At 75.2% G+C, this 16,981-nt stretch carries 18 protein-coding genes and 1 pseudogene; 7 read left to right on the forward strand and 12 right to left on the reverse strand.

Going from position 1 to position 16,981, the window contains the following annotated elements; all coding sequences use genetic code 11:
- Positions 1–240 precede the first annotated feature (240 nt).
- The 5 genes and pseudogenes from ACO1BR_RS01050 to ACO1BR_RS01070 form a co-directional block, all read left to right on the forward strand.
- A complete protein-coding gene (locus tag ACO1BR_RS01050) occupies positions 241–1,221 on the forward strand; it encodes an ADP-ribosylglycohydrolase family protein (protein WP_426793323.1) in 981 nt (326 codons plus the stop codon).
- The gene (locus ACO1BR_RS01055) at positions 1,218–2,492 is read left to right on the forward strand and encodes an ADP-ribosylglycohydrolase family protein (protein ID WP_426793099.1); all 1,275 of its coding nucleotides are present in this window, start codon (positions 1,218–1,220) and stop codon (positions 2,490–2,492) included. Before ACO1BR_RS01050 ends, ACO1BR_RS01055 begins: the two co-directional genes overlap by 4 nt.
- A complete protein-coding gene (locus tag ACO1BR_RS01060) occupies positions 2,489–3,781 on the forward strand; it encodes an ADP-ribosylglycohydrolase family protein (RefSeq protein WP_426793100.1) in 1,293 nt (430 codons plus the stop codon). Before ACO1BR_RS01055 ends, ACO1BR_RS01060 begins: the two co-directional genes overlap by 4 nt.
- Complete coding sequence (locus ACO1BR_RS01065) at positions 3,778–5,313, forward strand: ADP-ribosylglycohydrolase family protein (protein ID WP_426793101.1); 1,536 nt, start codon at positions 3,778–3,780, stop codon at positions 5,311–5,313. The genes ACO1BR_RS01060 and ACO1BR_RS01065 overlap by 4 nt, the downstream gene beginning before the upstream one ends.
- Positions 5,310–5,606: pseudogene (locus ACO1BR_RS01070) on the forward strand (CoA transferase); the annotation flags it as partial. The gene ACO1BR_RS01065 and the pseudogene ACO1BR_RS01070, both read left to right, overlap by 4 nt.
- 379 nt (positions 5,607–5,985) lie before the next feature.
- Here the strand turns inward: ACO1BR_RS01070 and lgt are convergent.
- From lgt to hisI, 11 genes are all read right to left on the reverse strand, one after another.
- Positions 5,986–7,089 carry a prolipoprotein diacylglyceryl transferase gene (lgt, locus tag ACO1BR_RS01075; protein ID WP_426793102.1) on the reverse strand — a complete coding sequence of 368 codons (1,104 nt, stop codon included), beginning with the start codon at positions 7,087–7,089 and terminating at the stop codon, positions 5,986–5,988.
- A gap of 107 nt (positions 7,090–7,196) precedes the next feature.
- Positions 7,197–7,991 carry a DsbA family protein gene (locus ACO1BR_RS01080; RefSeq protein ID WP_426793103.1) on the reverse strand — a complete coding sequence of 265 codons (795 nt, stop codon included), beginning with the start codon at positions 7,989–7,991 and terminating at the stop codon, positions 7,197–7,199.
- A 92-nt stretch (positions 7,992–8,083) separates the two neighbouring features.
- Positions 8,084–8,914 (reverse strand): tryptophan synthase subunit alpha, encoded by an 831-nt coding sequence (gene trpA / locus ACO1BR_RS01085; RefSeq protein ID WP_426793104.1) that lies wholly within the window; start codon positions 8,912–8,914, stop codon positions 8,084–8,086.
- Positions 8,914–10,185 carry a tryptophan synthase subunit beta gene (gene trpB, locus ACO1BR_RS01090; RefSeq protein ID WP_426793105.1) on the reverse strand — a complete coding sequence of 424 codons (1,272 nt, stop codon included), beginning with the start codon at positions 10,183–10,185 and terminating at the stop codon, positions 8,914–8,916. The genes trpA and trpB overlap by 1 nt, the downstream gene beginning before the upstream one ends.
- Before the next feature lie 106 nt (positions 10,186–10,291).
- Complete coding sequence (trpM, locus tag ACO1BR_RS01095; protein WP_426793106.1) at positions 10,292–10,462, reverse strand: tryptophan biosynthesis modulator TrpM; 171 nt, start codon at positions 10,460–10,462, stop codon at positions 10,292–10,294.
- A 32-nt stretch (positions 10,463–10,494) separates the two neighbouring features.
- The gene (trpC, locus tag ACO1BR_RS01100) at positions 10,495–11,304 is read right to left on the reverse strand and encodes an indole-3-glycerol phosphate synthase TrpC (protein WP_426793107.1); all 810 of its coding nucleotides are present in this window, start codon (positions 11,302–11,304) and stop codon (positions 10,495–10,497) included.
- Between the two features lie 175 nt (positions 11,305–11,479).
- Positions 11,480–11,920 carry a DUF2752 domain-containing protein gene (locus ACO1BR_RS01105; protein WP_426793108.1) on the reverse strand — a complete coding sequence of 147 codons (441 nt, stop codon included), beginning with the start codon at positions 11,918–11,920 and terminating at the stop codon, positions 11,480–11,482.
- Between the two features lie 148 nt (positions 11,921–12,068).
- Complete coding sequence (locus tag ACO1BR_RS01110) at positions 12,069–12,308, reverse strand: HGxxPAAW family protein (RefSeq protein WP_426793109.1); 240 nt, start codon at positions 12,306–12,308, stop codon at positions 12,069–12,071.
- Positions 12,309–12,393: 85 nt separating this feature from the next.
- The gene (locus tag ACO1BR_RS01115) at positions 12,394–13,065 is read right to left on the reverse strand and encodes a TIGR02234 family membrane protein (protein WP_426793110.1); all 672 of its coding nucleotides are present in this window, start codon (positions 13,063–13,065) and stop codon (positions 12,394–12,396) included.
- 55 nt (positions 13,066–13,120) lie between these two features.
- On the reverse strand, positions 13,121–14,656 hold the full coding sequence (locus tag ACO1BR_RS01120; protein ID WP_426793111.1) for an anthranilate synthase component I: 1,536 nt from the start codon (positions 14,654–14,656) through the stop codon (positions 13,121–13,123).
- A gap of 11 nt (positions 14,657–14,667) precedes the next feature.
- Positions 14,668–15,093, reverse strand: coding sequence for a phosphoribosyl-AMP cyclohydrolase (gene hisI, locus ACO1BR_RS01125; RefSeq protein WP_426793112.1), 426 nt, complete (start codon positions 15,091–15,093; stop codon positions 14,668–14,670).
- Positions 15,094–15,125: 32 nt separating this feature from the next.
- Here hisI and ACO1BR_RS01130 point away from each other — a divergent pair, with 32 nt between their 5' ends.
- Positions 15,126–15,269 (forward strand): hypothetical protein, encoded by a 144-nt coding sequence (locus tag ACO1BR_RS01130; protein WP_426793113.1) that lies wholly within the window; start codon positions 15,126–15,128, stop codon positions 15,267–15,269.
- A 68-nt stretch (positions 15,270–15,337) separates the two neighbouring features.
- The gene (locus tag ACO1BR_RS01135) at positions 15,338–15,970 is read left to right on the forward strand and encodes a TIGR03085 family metal-binding protein (RefSeq protein ID WP_426793114.1); all 633 of its coding nucleotides are present in this window, start codon (positions 15,338–15,340) and stop codon (positions 15,968–15,970) included.
- Between the two features lie 30 nt (positions 15,971–16,000).
- Here the strand turns inward: ACO1BR_RS01135 and ACO1BR_RS01140 are convergent, their stop codons facing one another.
- Positions 16,001–16,900: a LysR family transcriptional regulator gene (locus ACO1BR_RS01140; protein ID WP_426793115.1), complete on the reverse strand. Its 900-nt coding sequence runs from the start codon at positions 16,898–16,900 to the stop codon at positions 16,001–16,003.
- Positions 16,901–16,981 lie beyond the last annotated feature (81 nt).

Genomic DNA, 16,981 nt, shown 5'->3' on the forward strand with positions numbered 1-16,981 from the left:
CGGGTCACACGGCGTTTTCGGGGGCTTTCGCGGGCCGTTTCGCCCGGCGGACCGGCGACCGCGCGCGGGGGCCGGGGGAGGTCGACCGGGTGACCCTGCCGCCCGGGGCAGGAGAGCCGGGCCGTCACGTGGCACGAATACGGGGCAGCGGTCCGCGTCGTCCCGGGCCGCGCTTCCGAGCCGTACGACCGAAGGGCGGGCAGCGTGGGCGGAAACGTACCGGACCGGGCGCGTGGAGCGATGCTCGGGCTGGCCGCCGGGGACGCGCTGGGTGCCCCCGCCGAGAATCTGACACCTCATCAGATCCGGTGCCGCTGGGGGCGGATCGAGGGGTTCGTCACGGACGACCCGGCCGGCACCGACGACACCGAGTACGCCGTCTTCTCCGGCCTGCTGCTCGCCGCGCACGGTGCGGCGCTGACCACCGCGCAGGTCGAGGCCGCCTGGCGCCGGTGCCTGGCCGACCGCGACGAAGGGCCGTTCCGCGGCGCCGGGTTCAGCGAACGCGGCACCCTGGAGAACCTGCGCCGCGGCCTGGCCGCGCCCCGCTCCGCCCAGCACCGGCACGCCTGGAGCGACGGACTGGCGATGCGGGCCGCGCCGTTCGGGGTGTTCGCGGCCGGCCGGCCCGCCGAGGCCGCCCGGCTGGCCGCCGTGGACGGCGCGGTCAGCCACACCGGCGAGGGCATCCACGGCGGGCGGGCGGTGGCCGCCGGGGTCGCCGCCGCGATGACGGCCGACTCCCCCGACGCGGTGCTCGCCGCCGCGCTCGCCGCCGTACCGGAGGACTCCTGGACGGGGCGGTCGCTGCGGCGGGCGGTGGCGGCGGCCCGCCGGGCCGGGGCCGCGGGGCGCGCCGCCGAGGACGCGGTGCGCGACGCCGTGGTGGTCGACGGGTATCCCTGGGCTGATCTGGCGCCCGAGGCCGTCGGCCTGGCGTTCGGCGCGTTCGCCGCGGCCGGCGGCGATCCCGCCGGATCGGTACTGACCGCGGTCAACATGGGACGCGACGCGGACACCACCGGGGCGGTCGCCGGAGCGCTGGCGGGGGCGCTGCGCGGGGCCGCGGCGATCCCCGCCGCCTGGGCCGCCGCGATCGGCCCGGCGCGCGGCAGCTGCCTGCCGTCGGTGGCGGGGTACCACGTGCTGGACGTCGCGGAGTTGCTGGTGGCGGCGGGCGCGGCCGCGGCGCTCACCGGGGCCGCGGTGAGCGCCGGATGACGGGCGTCGGCGCGGCCCGGGTTCCGGTGCCGGATGCCGGGTCCGACGCCGGTGGCGCGGTGCCCACCCGCTCGCGCGTCGAGGGTCTGCTGCTCGGCCTGGCCGCCGGAGACGCCGCCGGGTGGCCCGCGGCGCGGCACCGGGCGGCCCTGCTGCCGGCCTGGACCCGGCGGCTGGCCCGCGAGCTGGACGACGTCGCCGAGCGGACCGCGAGCACCGCGCTCCCGGTGCCGTTCGCGCTCAACCAGCGGCCCGCGCCGCTGCTGCTGGGCCCGTCCGACGACGCCGAATGGGCCGCGTTCACCGCGGAGTCGGTGCTCGCCGCGGGCGGCGGCCCCGGGTGGGCCCGCCGGGTCCGGGCCGCCCTCGACCACGCCTGGCACACGCTGGCGGACGAGACGGCGGCGGGGCCGGCGGAGGCGCCCGGCGGGGCGCCCCCGCTGCGCGCCCGGATCTCGGTACGCGCCGGGCTGGCCAACCTCGCCGCCGGGCTGCGGCCGCCCGCGGCGGGGCACGACAACCCGCACTTCTTCGACGACGCGGCCTGCGTCCGGGCCGCCGTGCTGGCCGCCGTCCACCCCGGCGCGCCGGCCGCCGCGGCCGCGCTGGCCGAGTACGACGCACGGCACACGCAGGACGGAGACGGGGTGCACGGCGCGCGGGCGCTGGCCGCCGCGGCCGCCGCCGCGCTGGGCGGGGTACCGGCGGCCGGCTGCGTCGCCGCGGCGCTCGGCCAGCTGCCGGAGGAGACCGAGATCGGCCGCGCCGCCCGGCACGCGGTCCGGCTCGCGCGGCTCGCCGACGGGCCGCCCGGCCGCCCCGGTGCGGCGTTCGCGCTGGTGCCCGCGCTGGAGCACGAGATCGTCGACCACGTATACAGCTACGGCGTCGCCGCCGCCGACACCGTCCCCGTGGCGCTGGCGCTCGTCCTGGCGGCGGACGGCCGGATCGCCGAGGCGGTACCGGCCGCCGCCTGCCTCTCCCGGGTCGCCGACTCCGCGCCCGCGCTGACCGGGGCGCTGACCGGGGCGCTCGGCGGCGCCGGCGCCCTCCCCCGCGCCTGGCGCGACTCCTGCCGGGTGCTCGCCGGCTGCGCGCTGCCGCGGCTGGCCGGGACGGACCTGGTGGCGCTGGCCGGCCGGCTCGCCGCACATGCCGCACATGCCGCACATGCCGCACATGCCGCACCGGAACCGGTACCGGCACCCGTCCCGGACCCGCACCCGGCCGTACCGCCCACCCCCACCCTGGAAGGACTCACCCGCACATGACGGATACGACGGACACCACGCGCGCCACGGCCCCGGCGCCCGCCCGGGAGCCCGCGGCCCCGGCCGCCGTGCCGGGCGCCCCGGAGCCCCCGGGGCCGCGGGCCGCGGACACCCGGCCCGAGGTCGCGCCCCTGGAGGACCGGGCGGCCGGCGCCCTGGTCGGGGCCGCGGTCGGCGATGCGCTGGGCGGGCCGGTGGAGGGCTGGACGCCGGAGCAGATCGTGGCGCGGCACGGCGGCCGGGTCGAGGGCATCGTCGGGCCGTTCCACGAGGACTGGCGCACCGCCCGGCCGATCGCGCCCTACCACAAGGGCGACGGCCACGTCACCGACGACACCCTGATGACCCATGCGCTGGTCCGCGTCTACGAGACGGTGCGCGACCACCTCGACGCGTACGACGTCGCCGACCACCTCGTCCCGGACCTGATCAGCGTCCCCCGATGGATCCCCGAACTGGAGGCCGAGGCGCTGCCGTTGCAGCGGATCTTCCTCGCCGAGAAGTGGATCGTGGCGCGGCTGCACTACGGGCACGCCGATCCGCGGGAGGCCGGCGTCGGCAACATCGTCAACTGCGGTGCGGCGATGTACATGGCGCCGGTCGGCATCGTCAACGCCGGCAGTCCCGACCGGGCCTACGCCGAGGCCATCGGCCTCTCCGGTGCCCACCAGTCCTCCTACGGGCGGGAGGCGGCGGGCGTCTTCGCCGCCGCGGTGGCCGCCGCGTTCCTGCCGGACGCCACCCCCGCCTCGGTCGTCGGGCATGCGCTGCGGCTGGCGAAGGACGGTACCCGCGCGGCGATCGAGGCGGTCTGCGACGTCGCCGCGCCGCACACCGACTACGAGTCGGCGCTGGTGCCGCTGCGGGCGGCGGTGGCGCCGTTCGACACGGTCGGCCCGGACTACCGCAACCCCTCGCTGGGCGCCCGCCGCCCCTCCCGGCTGCACGCCGTCGAGGAACTCCCCATCGCGCTGGGCATGTTGCTGGTCGCCGACGGCGACTTCCGCGCCACCGTCCTCGGCTCGGTCAACTACGGCCGCGACTGCGCCTCGATCGCCACGATGAGCGGGGCGCTGGCCGGTGCGCTGGCCGGCGCGTCCGCGGTACCGGACGAGTGGAGCGGCGAGGTCGCCCGCGCCAGCCGGCTCGATCTGCACGCGCCGGCGACCGCGCTGGCCGCCGTCGCCCGCGAGGTCTTCGCCCGCGACCAGGCCCGCAACCTCCGGCACGAGCAGGCGTTCGGCGCGATCTCGGCCCGCGCGACGCGGGCGGAGGTGAGCGGGCGGTGACGGACGGCGGCGGGGGCGCGGCCCGCCCGCCCGGGTCCGGGCCGGGGCTCCGGGTCACCTGGGTGCAGCCCGAGGACCTGGTCGGGCACGAGCTGCGGCAGGCGGCCGAGGACGGGCGCGACGCGGCCGGGATCGCGCGCCGGTGGCGGGCGGCGGGCGGCGCGCCGGCCCCCGCGCGGGCGGGCGCCTCCCCCGGACCGGCGGACCCCGCGCTGCGCGCCCTCGCCGGCCGGCTGCTCGACGAAATCGCGCTGCTGCCCTGCCCGTCGGCCGCCGACGAACCGACCGACCGGGACGCGATCGCGGCGCTCTGCCCCCAACTCTCCTTCTTTGTTGGCGAGTTGACTCCGGAACATCCGGAACATCCGGAACCTACAGAACTTCCGGACCTGACGGACCGTCTGGAAGCGGCCTGGCTCGGCCGGGCCGCGGGCTGCCTGCTCGGCAAGCCCGTCGAGAAGCTGCCGCTCACCGGCATCCGGGAGATCGCCCGGTCGACCGGGAACTGGCCGCTGGACTCGTGGTTCACCGGCAAGGGGCTGGATCCGGCGGTGGCCGCCCGGTACCCGTGGAACCGCCGCAGCCGGGCCACCTCGCTCGCCGAGACCCTCGACGGCATGCCCGAGGACGACGACCTCGACCACCCGCTGCTCGGCCTGCTCCTCCTCGAACGCCACGGCCCCGGCTTCGGCACCGCCGACCTCGCGCGGCTGTGGCTGGACGAGCTGCCCGCGGGCCGTACCTTCACCGCGGAGCGCGTCGCGTACCGCAACCTGCTGGACGGCGTCGAACCGCCCGCGACCGCCCGCCACCGCAACCCGTTCCGGGAGTGGATCGGCGCCCGGATCCGGGCGGACGTCCACGGCTGGACGCGGCCGGGCGACCCGGCGGGCGCCGCCGCCCAGGTCTGGCGGGACGCCACGCTCAGCCACACCGCGAACGGGGTGTACGACGCGATGTTCGTGGCCGCCGCGCTCGCCGCGGCGGGCGGCGGCCACGACGTGCACGGCGCGCTGCGGGCCGGACTCGCGGTGATCCCCCCGCGGTCCCGGCTCGCCGCGGCGGTGCGCCACGGCATCGCGGCGGCGCACGACGAACCGATCGGCACCGCCGCCGGGTTCGCGACCGTGGTGGACCGGCTGCACGACGCCTACGGGCACCACCACTGGGTGCACGCGGTGCCGAACGCGGCGCTGCTGGCCGCCGCGCTCACCCATGCCGACGGGGACTTCACCGGCTCCATCTGCCGTGCGGTGTCCGGCGGTTGGGACACCGACTCGAACGGCGCCACCGCCGGTTCGCTCGCCGGACTGCTCGCCGGCTCCCCCGCCGCGCTGCCCGCCCGCTGGACCGCGCCGCTGCGCAACCGGCTCACCACCACCGTCGGCGGGCTGGACGGCATCGGCTTCGACACCCTCGCGCGCCGCACCGCCGCACTCGCCGTACGCCACCGCGCCCCGCGGCGCTCCCGCGCCCCCGCGCACCCGTACTCCCCCCGTCCCGCCCACCGGCCGAAGGCCGCCGCACCATGACCGACCCGTTCCTCGCCGGCGGCGCGTCCGGGCCCGCCCCGGCCACCGCCGCCGCGCCCGCCGCCGGATCCCTGGTCGGGCTGCGGGTGCTCGACCCGGCCACCCTGTTCGCCGGTCCGCTCGCCGCCGCCCTGCTCGGGGACTTCGGCACCGAGGTGATCAAGATCGAGCATCCGCGCCGGCCCGACCCGTCGCGCGGCCGCGGCCCCGCCAAGGACGGCGTCGGACTGTGGTGGAAGCTGCTCGGCCGCAACAAGCGCGCCATGACGCTGGATCTGTCCCGGCCCGGCGGGCTGGCGCGCTCCTGCGCACGGGGCCGGGCGCGGGGGTTCCTGGGCCGGGCCGCGATCCACCCCCGCCAGCTGCCCGTCGTCGAGGCGGCGTACCGCCCCGCAGCGGAGGAGACCGAGGCGGCGGAGATCGTCCGGGCCGCCGCGGCTCGGCCCGGGGCGCTGGCGCTCACCGACGGCCGGTTCGTGGACCCGGCCGTGGTGGCGGGTGCCGGCACTGGCCGGGCGAACGGCGAAGCGCCGGGCCGACCCGGTGTGAACGAGTCCGCCCGGCGCTGTGACCGGCCTACGGCCCTGACCCGATGAGAGGTCCTGACGTCGGAACACCCGTCAGGACTTGTCGTCAGGACATCTCTTCAGGGCCTCTCGTCAGGACGTCTGGTCAGGGCTCCTTGGTACCGCTGCGGCCGCTCCCGGCACGCTTGCCGGAGTCCTCCGCCGCTTCCTTGCCGCCCCCGGCCGCGGCATCCCCGGCCGTACCGTCCGCGGCACCGTCCTTCGCCCCCGCGGTACCCGTCCCGGGCCCGGCGTCGTCGGCACCCTTGGCGTCCTTGGCGTCCTCGGCGCGCTCCGCCGGACCGGTGGTCGCGGGCCCCTCGCCCGCGGCGGCCTCCTCGCCTGCCGCGCCTGCCGCACCGGCCGTGCCCTCTTCGCCCTCCGCGAGCTGCGCGCCCGGCTCGACGACCGCTTCGCGGCCCGGGGCCTTCTTCGCCGAGATCACCATGTACGCCACGGCCAGCAGGAAGACGATCCCCGAGGTCCAGTCGTTCAGCCGCAGGCCCAGGATGTGGTGTGCCTCGTCGACGCGCAGGTACTCGATCCAGGCGCGGCCCACGCAGTAGGCGGCGACGTAGAGCGCGAAGGCGCGGCCGTGGCCCAGCCGGAAGCGCTTGTCCGCCCAGATCACCAGCGCCGCGACGCCGATGCACCACAGGCACTCGTAGAGGAACGTCGGGTGGTAGGTGCCGCCGACGCGCCCGATGGCCGGGTCGGAGCTGATCTTCAGCGCCCACGGGACGTCGGTCGGCTTGCCGTACAGCTCCTGGTTGAACCAGTTGCCCCAGCGGCCGATCGCCTGACCCAGGGCGAGGCCCGGCGCCAGCGCGTCGGCGTAGGCCGGCAGCGGGATGCCGCGGCGGCGGCAGCCGATCCAGGCGCCGACCGCGCCGAGGGCGACGGCGCCCCAGATGCCGAGGCCGCCCTGCCACACCTTGAAGGCGTCGAGGGGGTGGCCGTTCTTGCCGAAGTACGGCTCGTAGGTCGTGATGACGTGGTAGAGACGGCCGCCCACCAGTCCGAAGGGCACCGCCCATACGGCGATGTCGGCGACGGTGCCGGAGCGGCCACCGCGCTGCACCCAGCGCCTGTTACCGAGCCAGACACCGACGAACACGCCGATGATGATGCAGAACGCGTAGCCGCGCAGCGGGATCGGGCCGAGATGGACGACACCGGTCGACGGGCTGGGAATGAATGCGAGGTCCATGGCAGGGTCGACGCTACCGCGCCGGGCAGGGTTGACGACAACCTGCCCGGCAACGGCTGCGTAACGTCCCCACCGCGTCGGCGGCCCGTACGCACCGCCCCGGGCGGCTAGCTCCTGCCGGGCTGCCTGCCCTTGTTCGCGTCCAGCACCATCTGCTTCAGGTGCGCGGGGGTGACCTGGCCGTTCTTCTCGTTGGCGAGGTCCTTGCCGTTGAGCAGGACGGTCGGGGTGCCGTGGAAGCCGGCCTCGGTGAAGGCGGCGTGGGACTTGCGCACGAAGCCGTTGTACGTGCCGTCGTCGACGCACTTGGTGAACCGGGGGGTGACCAGTCCCCTGACCTTGCCGGCCAGCTGGATCAGGTACTTCTTGTCGCTGAACCGGTCTTCCTGCTCCGGCGGTTGGTGGGAGTAGAGGACGTCGTGGAAATCGCGGAACCTGGCCGCGTCCTGGGCGCAGAGGGCGGCGTTGGCGGCGGTCAGCGAGCCCTTGCCGCCGGTGTTGCCGTCGATGAGGGTGGCGAGGTGGTACTCGGTCCTGAGCTGGCCGGAGTCCTCCAGTTCGTGGATCACCGGGCGGAAGCCGGTCTCGAACTGCTGGCAGGCCGGGCAGCGGAAGTCCTCCCAGACGACGAGGGTGGAGCGGGCCTTGGCCTGGCCTACGGGGATGGCGGGTTTGTCGCCGTCGCTGGCCTGCTTGGGGAGCACGATCTCGCTGTCCGCGACGCTGCCGGACCCGCCGCCGGAGGACACCCAGACCGCGACACCGCCGGCGACCGCCAGCACCGCCACCACCGATCCGCCGACGATCGCCTGGCGGATCCGCCGGGTGCGGGTCTTCTCCTGGGCACGCTGGGCCTGCAGCCGCTCGCGGGCGCTGCTCGTTTTGTCATGGTTCTGGCTCACGCCCCTGGACAACGAAGCGGAGGGGCGCTGCCGCACCCCTCCGCCGCGATGTTCGCCCTATCGGGGGATCCGCCCCCTCGGGCGGGCCGCTCCTAGCCGTTCCGGCGGACGCCCTCGCCCAGCTGTCCCGCCAGGGTGCGGACCGCCGTGAGCCCGGCGTCGAGGTCGCCCTCCGCGGCCAGCAGGCACTTGACGAAGGCGGAGCCGACGATCACCCCGTCCGCGAACCGGGCCACCTCGGCGGCCTGTTGGGCGTTGGAGACGCCGAGCCCCACGCAGACGGGGAGGCCGCGACGGGCACCAGGGGTGGCGCGCGTGCGGGCCACCAGGTCCTCGGCCTCGCGGCCGACGGACTCGCGGGTGCCGGTGACGCCCATGAGGGAGGCGGCGTAGACGAAGCCGCTGCCGGCCGCGGTGATCTTGGCGAGCCGCTCGTCCCGGCTGCTCGGGGCGACCACGAAGACGGTGGCCAGCCCGTGCTGCTCGGCGGCCTTCCGCCACACCTCGGACTCCTCGACCGGCAGGTCCGGCAGGATGCAGCCGGCGCCGCCCGCCTCGGCGAGATCGGCGGCGAACCGCTCGACGCCGTAGCGGTCGACCGGGTTCCAGTACGTCATGCAGAGCACCGGCGCGCCGGTGGCGGCGTGCACCTCGCGGACCGTGCGGATCACGTCGACGATCTTGACGCCGCCGCGCAGGGCGATGTCGTCGGCGGTCTGGATGACCGGGCCGTCCAGCACCGGGTCGCTGTGCGGGAGGCCGACCTCGACGATGTCGCAGCCGCCGTCGAGCATCTCGGTCATCGCCCGGACACCGCCGTCGACGGTGGGGAAACCGGCCGGGAGGTAGCCGACCAGCGCCGCCCGGTCCTCCTTGCGGGCCTGGGCCAGCACGGACGTCAGCAGTTCGATGTTGCCCGCCATCACTTCTCCCCCTCGCCGTTCTGCGCCGTCTCGTCCACGTTGTCGTACAGCCCGAAGTAGCGGGCGGCGGTGTCCATGTCCTTGTCGCCGCGGCCGGAGAGGTTCACCAGCAGCAGCCCGTCGGGCCCCAGTTCGCGGCCGACCTCCAGGGCGCCGGCCAGCGCGTGGGCGCTCTCGATGGCCGGGATGATGCCCTCGGTCCGCGACAGCAGCCGCAGTGCCTGCATCGCCGCGTCGTCGGTGACCGCGCGGTACTCGGCGCGGCCGGTGTCCTTGAGGTAGGCATGCTCGGGGCCGATGCCCGGGTAGTCCAGGCCGGCGGAGATCGAGTACGGCTCGGTGATCTGGCCGTCTTCGTCCTGGAGGACGTAGGAGCGCGAGCCGTGCAGGATGCCGGGGGTGCCCTCGGTGAGGGTGGCGGCGTGCTCGCCGGTCTCGATGCCGTGGCCGCCGGGCTCGCAGCCGATCAGCCGGACGCCGGCGTCGGGCAGGAAGGCGTGGAACAGGCCGATGGCGTTGGAGCCGCCGCCGACGCAGGCCAGGGCGACGTCCGGCAGCCGGCCGACGCGCTCCAGGATCTGGCGGCGGGCCTCGACGCCGATGACCCGGTGAAAGTCGCGGACCAGGGCCGGGAAGGGGTGCGGGCCGGCGACCGTGCCGAAGAGGTAGTGGGTGCGGTCGACGTTGGCGACCCAGTCGCGGAACGCCTCGTTGATGGCGTCCTTGAGGGTGCGGCTGCCGGACGTCACGGAGATGACCTCGGCGCCGAGCATCCGCATCCGGGCGACGTTCAGGGCCTGCCGCCTGGTGTCGATCTCGCCCATGTAGATGGTGCATTCGAGGCCGAAGAGGGCGCAGGCGGTGGCGGTGGCGACGCCGTGCTGGCCGGCGCCGGTCTCGGCGATGACCCGGGTCTTGCCCATCCGCTTGGTGAGCAGCGCCTGGCCCAGCACGTTGTTGATCTTGTGCGAGCCGGTGTGGTTGAGGTCCTCGCGCTTGAGGAACACCCGGGCCCCGCCGGCGTGTTCGGCGAACCGCGGCACCTCGGTGAGCGCGCTGGGGCGCCCGGTGTAGTTGACCATCAGCTCGTCGAGCTCGGCCGCGAACGCCGGGTCCGACTTGGCTTTTTCGTACTCGGCGGCGACCTCGTCGACCGCGGCGACCAGCGCCTCGGGGATGAACTTGCCGCCGAAGGGGCCGAAGTAGCCCTCGGCGCTGGGCACATGGCCTTCCGGGTCGGGAAGGAAGAAACGGGAACTGCCGGAGGACATCTGAGCACTCCTCGACCGGGGCCTACCGCCCCGGAGGTCCGGTATATCGGGATGACATGGCGGGTGCTGTGCGCAGTGGCGCGCCGCCCTTACGGGGACGGACGCGTCAGCGTGCGGTCCCCGGGCGCCATCGCATCCCGTTGATCTGGCCCGGTTCGGAGCCGATGTGGTACCGGACCCGCCGTCCGCGGACCCGGCGTGCGGGGGCCCGGCAGCCGCGGTGCCACGAGGGCAGCGCCGAGAACTTGGCCTCGGGGCGGCGGCGGACGGCGGTCATGTCGGTGGTCCCTGTCTCCTCGGTCCGGTCGGTCAGTCCCGGCCGTGCCGGATCGCCGGGTGGGAGCCCGCCGCGACCAGGTCGGCGACCGCGGTCCTGGGGTCCTTGCCGGTGACCAGCGACTCGCCCACCAGCACGGCGTCGGCGCCCTCGTTGGCGTACGCGATCAGGTCGTGCGGGCCGCGCACCCCGGACTCGGCGACCTTGACGATGTGGTCGGGGATCTCGGGGGCGACCCGGGCGAAGGTGTTCCGGTCGACCTCAAGGGTCTTGAGGTTGCGGGCGTTGACCCCGATGATCCGGGCGCCGGCGTCCACCGCGCGGGCGACCTCCTCCTCGTCGTGCACCTCGACCAGCGGCGTCAGCCCGATCGACTCGGCCCGCTCGATGAGCGAGACCAGCGCCTCCTGCTCCAGCGCGGCGACGATCAGCAGCGCCAGGTCGGCACCGTAGGCGCGGGCCTCCCACAGCTGGTAGGCGGTGACGATGAAGTCCTTGCGCAGGACGGGGATGTCGACCTTGGCGCGGACCGCCTCCAGGTCGGCCAGCGAGCCCCCGAAGCGGCGCTGCTCGGTGAGTACGGAGATGACGGCGGCGCCGCCCGCTTCGTAGTCGGCGGCCAGGCCCGCGGGGTCGGCGATCGCGGCGAGCGCGCCCTTGGAGGGGCTGGAGCGCTTGACCTCACAGATCACCGTGACGCTCTCGCCCTTGAGGGCGGCGACACCGTCCTTCGCCGGGCGCGCCTTGCGGGCCCGCTCCTTGAGCTCGTCGAGGCTGACGCGCGCCTGCCGCTCTGCGAGGTCGGCGCGGACTCCGTCGATGATCTCATCGAGCACGCTCACGCGAGCGGCCTCCTTCTTGAACGGTGGAGGGGACAGTGACCTGCGGGACTCAACCACTGCCCCAGCTGGTTCTCCGATGGTATCCGCCGCGGGGGGCAGGTCCCGCATCCGGTGGAGCACGGTCCCACTACCTGGACATCTCCGGGATTCGCGGGGATTTGTCCCGCTGTGCGGTTCACGGGTGCAACCCGGCGCCGAAGGGGAGGTTGCGGACCGCGGTGAAGGCCAGCAGCAGCCCGCCCAGCGCCCACCAGTGGACGGGGCGCGGGCGCGGCCCGGCCGTCCGGCGTCCGCGTGCGGCGCGGGTGAACCAGACCAGCCAGAAGAGCGCGAAGGCGGCGTAGCCGGCCACCGCGAGGGCGTTGTCCCCCAGGGCCCCGGCGAGGTCGCCGTGCGCGACGGCATGGGCGCTGCGCAGTCCGCCGCAGGCCGGGCAGTAGATGCCGGTGAGGTGCAGCAGCGGGCAGACGGGGTAGTGACCGGGTTCGTTGGGGTCGACGGCGCCGACCCCGGCGAAGGCGGCGGTGAGCGCTCCGAGCGTGGCCACCGGCGCGACGAGACGCCGCAGCGGGCCGCGGAATCCGTCCGGCCGCGCCGGGACCACTGGATCGCTCACGGTGCCGATGCTGCTACCGAATGTGCGAAGGCGCAGCTTCTCGGCCGCCATATGGGGGGCGGGCACGGACGGCCGGTACGCCGTGGGCGGGTGTACGGGCCGGGAAGCGGCGCCTTCGGGGGTGTTCCGGGGGTGTCGAGCGGGGGGCTCAGCCCTCCTGCGGCTGCGCCTTGGCCACCGGCTTCGCCACGCGCTTGGGCTCCTGGCCGAGGCCGGCCGCGCGCATCAGGCCACCCACCACGGCACCGGCGCCGATCAGCACGATGCCCGCCCAGAACCCGGGCACGTTCGCCATCACCATGAAGGCTCCCGAGACGCAGAAGCCGATGAACGAGATGATGACGCCGGTCCAGGCGGCGGGGGTGTGTCCGTGGCCACTGCTCGACATTGAGTGCTCCTCGTTACTCGGTCGCGCCGGGGTGCGGGCGCGGGAATCTCGTCGTCCATTGTCACCGATGGCGCGCGGAGCACTTTTACCGGGTGGGGTCCTCACCGCGGTCCAGGGACTTCCAGATCTCCTCCGGGCGGTCCAGGTCCGGCGGCGCCGGGGCGCGCCGTGGGCCGCGGGCGCCGCCGGGGGTGCGCTCGTAACGGCCCGACATCGCGGGCCAGTAGCGCCCGTAGACCAGGGCCAGCACTCCGGCGAGGAGCAGCAGGAGACCGCCGCAGGCGCCGACCCACGGCCAGACGGTGTGCGTGACGTGATGCACATCGGCACCGGTCATCCCGACCGCGTCGGACGCCTTCTCGCGGAGCGCGGAGGTGTCGGAGTTGCCGAGCGCCGCGGCGACGGCGACGCCCAGGCCGCTGAGGGCCAGCAGCGCGGCGACCGCGATCCGGCCGGTCCGGCGGACCGCGAAGACGGCGACCAGCGCGGCCAGCCCGACCACGGCCAGCGCACCGGGCACGCCGGTGACGTCGGCGCCGGTCACGGTGCGCGGCAGCTCGCCCTGGGCCAGCACCGCGTTGCCCTGGGCCCAGGTGCGGCCGGAGGCCAGCAGCGCCAGGCCGGCGCCGGCGGCGCCGAGGAGCAGCGCGAGGGCGAGACTGCGCATCGCGCTGCGCGCGGGCCGGGCGGTCGCGGGCTCGGCGCCGGACTCGCCGCCGGGCGCGCTGTCGGTACGGGACTGGGGTGCGGCACTCACGCGTACCACTATCGCCTACCGGCCGGTGCGGCCCGTCGCGCGGGGGTGCGGCCGGTCATGTACCCAGGTGGTTGGCGGTGTGCACGGCGCGCAGCACGGCCGCGGCCTTGTTGCGGCACTCGGTGTCCTCGGAGACCGGGTCGGAGTCGGCGACGATGCCGGCGCCGGCCTGGACGTAGGCGGTGCCGTCCCGCAGCAGGGCGGTGCGGATCGCGATGGCGGTGTCGGAGTCGCCGGCGAAGTCGAGGTAGCCGACGCAGCCGCCGTAGAGCCCGCGCCGGGTCGGCTCCAGCTCCTCGATGATCTGCATGGCGCGCGGCTTGGGGGCGCCGGAGAGGGTGCCGGCGGGGAAGCAGGCGGTGAGCACGTCGAAGGCGGTACGGCCCTCGGCGACCGTCCCGGTCACCGTCGAGACGATGTGCATGACGTGGCTGTAGCGCTCGACGGACATGAAGTCGACGACCTCGACGCTGCCCGGCTCGCAGACCCGGCCCAGGTCGTTGCGGCCGAGGTCGACCAGCATCAGGTGCTCGGCGCGTTCCTTGGGGTCGGCCATCAGCTCGTCGGCCAGCGCCTGGTCCTCCTGGACGGTCGCGCCGCGCGGGCGGGTGCCGGCGATCGGGTGCACCATCGCCTGGCCGCCCTCGACCTTCACCAGCGCCTCCGGACTGGAGCCGACCACGTCGAACGCGCCGCCGTCGCCGTCCTCGAAGCGGAACAGGTACATGTACGGGCTGGGGTTGGTCGCCCGCAACACCCGGTAGACGTCCAACGCGCTTGCCGTGCAGGGGGTTTCGAACCGCTGGGAGGGCACCACCTGGAACGCCTCGCCGGCCCGGATGCGCTCCTTGATGTCGTCGACGGCGGCCATGAACGCCTCGGCGCCCCACTTGCCGGTGTACGGGGGCACCGCGGACGGCGGCAGCGCGGCGGCGCTCGCGGGGGCGGGGCGGGCGAGGTCGTCGGCCATGGTGTCCAGGCGGGCCACCGCGTCCGCGTACGCCTCGTCGACGCCGGTCTCCTGGTCGTTGTGGTTGATCGCGTTGGCGATCAGCAGGACCGTGCCGCTCCAGTGGTCGAGGACCGCGAGGTCGGAGGTGAGGAGCATGGTCAGCTCGGGCAGCCGGAGGTCGTCGGTGGTGGAGTCGCCGATCTTCTCCAGGTGGCGCACGACGTCGTAACCGAGGTAGCCGACCATGCCGCCGGTGAACGGGGGCAGCCCGGCGCCCTCGACGAGGTCATGGGGAGTGTGCAGGGCCTCGACGGTGGCGCGCAGCGCGGCGAGCGGGTCGCCGCCGGTGGGCACGCCGACCGGCGGGATGCCGAGCCAGTGCGCCTGCCCGTTGCGGGCGGTCAGCGTCGCGGCGCTGCGGACGCCGATGAACGAGTACCGCGACCACGTACGGCCGTTCTCGGCGGATTCGAGGAGGAAGGTGCCGGGACGCTCGGCGGCGAGCTTGCGGTAGAGCCCGACGGGGGTGTCGCCGTCCGCCAGCAGGCGCCGGGTGACGGGGATGACCCGCCGGTCCTTGGCGAGGGTGCGGAAGGTGTCGAGGTCCGGATTGGCGGTGCCGGTGGTTCCCGTGGTCATGGGAGCGGAGCCTACTGGTCGCCGGCCGGCCCGCTCGCCAGTACGTCGGCGTCGAAGCAGGTGCGGTCGCCGGTGTGGCAGGCCGCGCCGACCTGGTCGACCTTGACCAGCACGGTGTCCGCGTCGCAGTCCAGGGCCACGGACTTGACGTACTGGACGTGCCCGGAGGTGTCGCCCTTGACCCAGTACTCCTGGCGGCTGCGGGACCAGTACGTGCAGCGGCCGGTGGTGAGCGTGCGGCGCAGCGCCTCGTCGTCCATCCAGCCGAGCATCAGCACCTCGCCGGTGTCGTACTGCTGGGCGATGGCGGGGACCAGGCCGTCGGCGCCGCGCTTGAGGCGGGCGGCGATGGCGGGATCCAGGGCGGGGGTGGTGGGAGAAGAGGAGATGGGGGTGGCGGGACAAGAAGGGGACGGCGAGGTGGGAGAACCGGTCATGCGTCCATTGTGCCGTGCGGCATGCTGCCGGTATGCATCAGCAGCCGCCGGCAGAGCCGCCGCCACCGCCGGACCCGGACCGTGTCGCGAAGGTCGCGGTGCGGGTGCTGGTGGCGGTGTTCGTGGCGGCGGCGGTGGCGGCCGTGCTGGTGGTGACGTGGGTGCTGCGGAGCTGACGGCCGGCGTGGGCGGCGGCCGGGGGCGCGCCGTGGCAGGGGATGCCGGGCGGTCGTAGGCTGGCCGTATGTCGACCCATGCGAAGCGTGAACGGCTCCTTCTGGCCGACCTGTTGGAGAGCGCGGGCCCCGAGGCCCCGACGCTGTGCGAGAACTGGACGGCGCGGGATCTGGCCGCGCACGTGGTGGTGCGCGAGCGGCGCGCCGACGCGTCCGCGGGGATCCTCGTCAAGCCGCTGGCGGCGCGGCTGGAGCGGGTGCAGGCGGAGTTCGCGGCGAAGCCGTACGAGGAGCTGATCCAGCTGATCAGGACCGGGCCGCCGAGGATGTCGCCGTTCGCGCTCAAGCAGATCGACGAGGCGTCGAACACGGTCGAGTTCTATGTGCACGCCGAGGACGTGCGGCGCGCCCAGCCGGACTGGGCGCCGCGCGAGCTGGACCCGGTCTTCTTGGACGCGCTGTGGGCGCGGTTGGAGCGGGCGGCGCGGGTGCTGGGCCGGAAGGCGCCGGTCGGGCTGGTGCTGCGGCGGCCGGACGGGCAGACGGCGGTGGCGCACCGGGGCACCCCGGTGGTGACGGTCACCGGCGAGCCGGGCGAGCTGACGCTGTTCGCTTTCGGGCGGCAGGACGCGGCGCATGTGGAGCTGGACGGGGACGAGGGCGCGGTCGCCAGGGTGCTGGAGGCGAGGCTGGGCGTCTGAGCGCGCCCGCCGCCCCGCCGTCCGGCGGCGTCAGGACGTCCCCGGGTCCAGGTGCTCCATGAGGATGCGCTCCAGCTCGCGGGCGGCCCGCGGCGGGGAGACGTCGCCGCGGTGCGCGACGCAGACCACCCGGTGCATGCCGGGGGTGGCGAAGCGGGTGACGCGCAGCCCGGAGCGTTCGGCGACCATGCTGGGGACGACGGCGATGCCGAGGCCGGCGCGGACGAAGCCGAGGACCGCGTCCATCTCGCCGCCCTCGACGGTGAAGGTGGGTTCGAAGCCGGCCGCCCGGCAGGCCGCGGTGGTGAATTCCCGCAGGTCGTAGCCGCGGCGGAACATGGCCAGCGGCCGACCGCGCAGGTCTTCGACGCGGATCCGGGTGCGCCGGCCGCCCACCGGGGCGGGGCGGTCCGGGGCGGAGACCACCACCAGCTCCTCGCGCAGCAGCTCGGAGGTGGCCAGCGCCGGGGCCTGTACGGGCAGCGGCGTGATGATCAGCGCCAGGTCCAGCTCGCCGTCGGCCAGCGCCCGTACGAGGTCCTGGGAGCCGTCCTCGGTGACGATCAGGTCGACGCCCGGGTAGGTGGCGTGGAAGGCGCTCAGGACGTCGGGGACGAGGCTGGCGCAGAGGCTGGGCGGGGCCCCGAGGCGGAGCCGGCCGCGGCGCAGCTGGGCGACCTCCTGGACCTCGCGGCGGGCGGTCTCGGTGTCGGCGAGGATGCGGCGGGCCAGCGGAAGCAGGGTCTCGCCGGCGTCGGTGAGGGTGATGTGGCCGCGTGCGCGGTGGAACAGCTCGGCGCCCAACTCCCTTTCCAGGGACCGGATCTGCTGGGAGAGGGAGGGCTGGGCGACGTGTTCGCGCTCGGCGGCGCGGGTGAAGTGGCGGGTGTCGGCCACGGCGGTGAAGTAGCGGAGCTGCTGCAGCTGCATAAGGGGAATATAAAGCAACGATAGGCCGCGCCTATGGAGATGAGCCGCACCATGTCTTGGACTGATCGGCGGCACCGTCCC

This window comes from Streptomyces sp. YGL11-2 (assembly GCF_050054615.1).
Lineage (GTDB): Bacteria > Actinomycetota > Actinomycetes > Streptomycetales > Streptomycetaceae > Streptomyces.

What these genes read in the sequence shown, in the direction of transcription:
- ACO1BR_RS01110 (WP_426793109.1), bottom strand. Translation starts at nt 12,308, where the DNA reads ATGTCGAGCAGTGGCCACGGACACACCCCCGCCGCCTGGACCGGCGTC.
- ACO1BR_RS01135 (WP_426793114.1), top strand. Translation starts at nt 15,338, where the DNA reads ATGTCGACCCATGCGAAGCGTGAACGGCTCCTTCTGGCCGACCTGTTG.
- trpA (WP_426793104.1), bottom strand. Translation starts at nt 8,914, where the DNA reads ATGGCGGGCAACATCGAACTGCTGACGTCCGTGCTGGCCCAGGCCCGC.
- hisI (WP_426793112.1), bottom strand. Translation starts at nt 15,093, where the DNA reads ATGACCGGTTCTCCCACCTCGCCGTCCCCTTCTTGTCCCGCCACCCCC.
- ACO1BR_RS01140 (WP_426793115.1), bottom strand. Translation starts at nt 16,900, where the DNA reads ATGCAGCTGCAGCAGCTCCGCTACTTCACCGCCGTGGCCGACACCCGC.
- ACO1BR_RS01130 (WP_426793113.1), top strand. Translation starts at nt 15,126, where the DNA reads ATGCATCAGCAGCCGCCGGCAGAGCCGCCGCCACCGCCGGACCCGGAC.
- trpB (WP_426793105.1), bottom strand. Translation starts at nt 10,185, where the DNA reads ATGTCCTCCGGCAGTTCCCGTTTCTTCCTTCCCGACCCGGAAGGCCAT.
- trpM (WP_426793106.1), bottom strand. Translation starts at nt 10,462, where the DNA reads ATGACCGCCGTCCGCCGCCGCCCCGAGGCCAAGTTCTCGGCGCTGCCC.
- ACO1BR_RS01055 (WP_426793099.1), top strand. Translation starts at nt 1,218, where the DNA reads ATGACGGGCGTCGGCGCGGCCCGGGTTCCGGTGCCGGATGCCGGGTCC.
- lgt (WP_426793102.1), bottom strand. Translation starts at nt 7,089, where the DNA reads ATGGACCTCGCATTCATTCCCAGCCCGTCGACCGGTGTCGTCCATCTC.
- ACO1BR_RS01060 (WP_426793100.1), top strand. Translation starts at nt 2,489, where the DNA reads ATGACGGATACGACGGACACCACGCGCGCCACGGCCCCGGCGCCCGCC.
- ACO1BR_RS01120 (WP_426793111.1), bottom strand. Translation starts at nt 14,656, where the DNA reads ATGACCACGGGAACCACCGGCACCGCCAATCCGGACCTCGACACCTTC.
- ACO1BR_RS01050 (WP_426793323.1), top strand. Translation starts at nt 241, where the DNA reads ATGCTCGGGCTGGCCGCCGGGGACGCGCTGGGTGCCCCCGCCGAGAAT.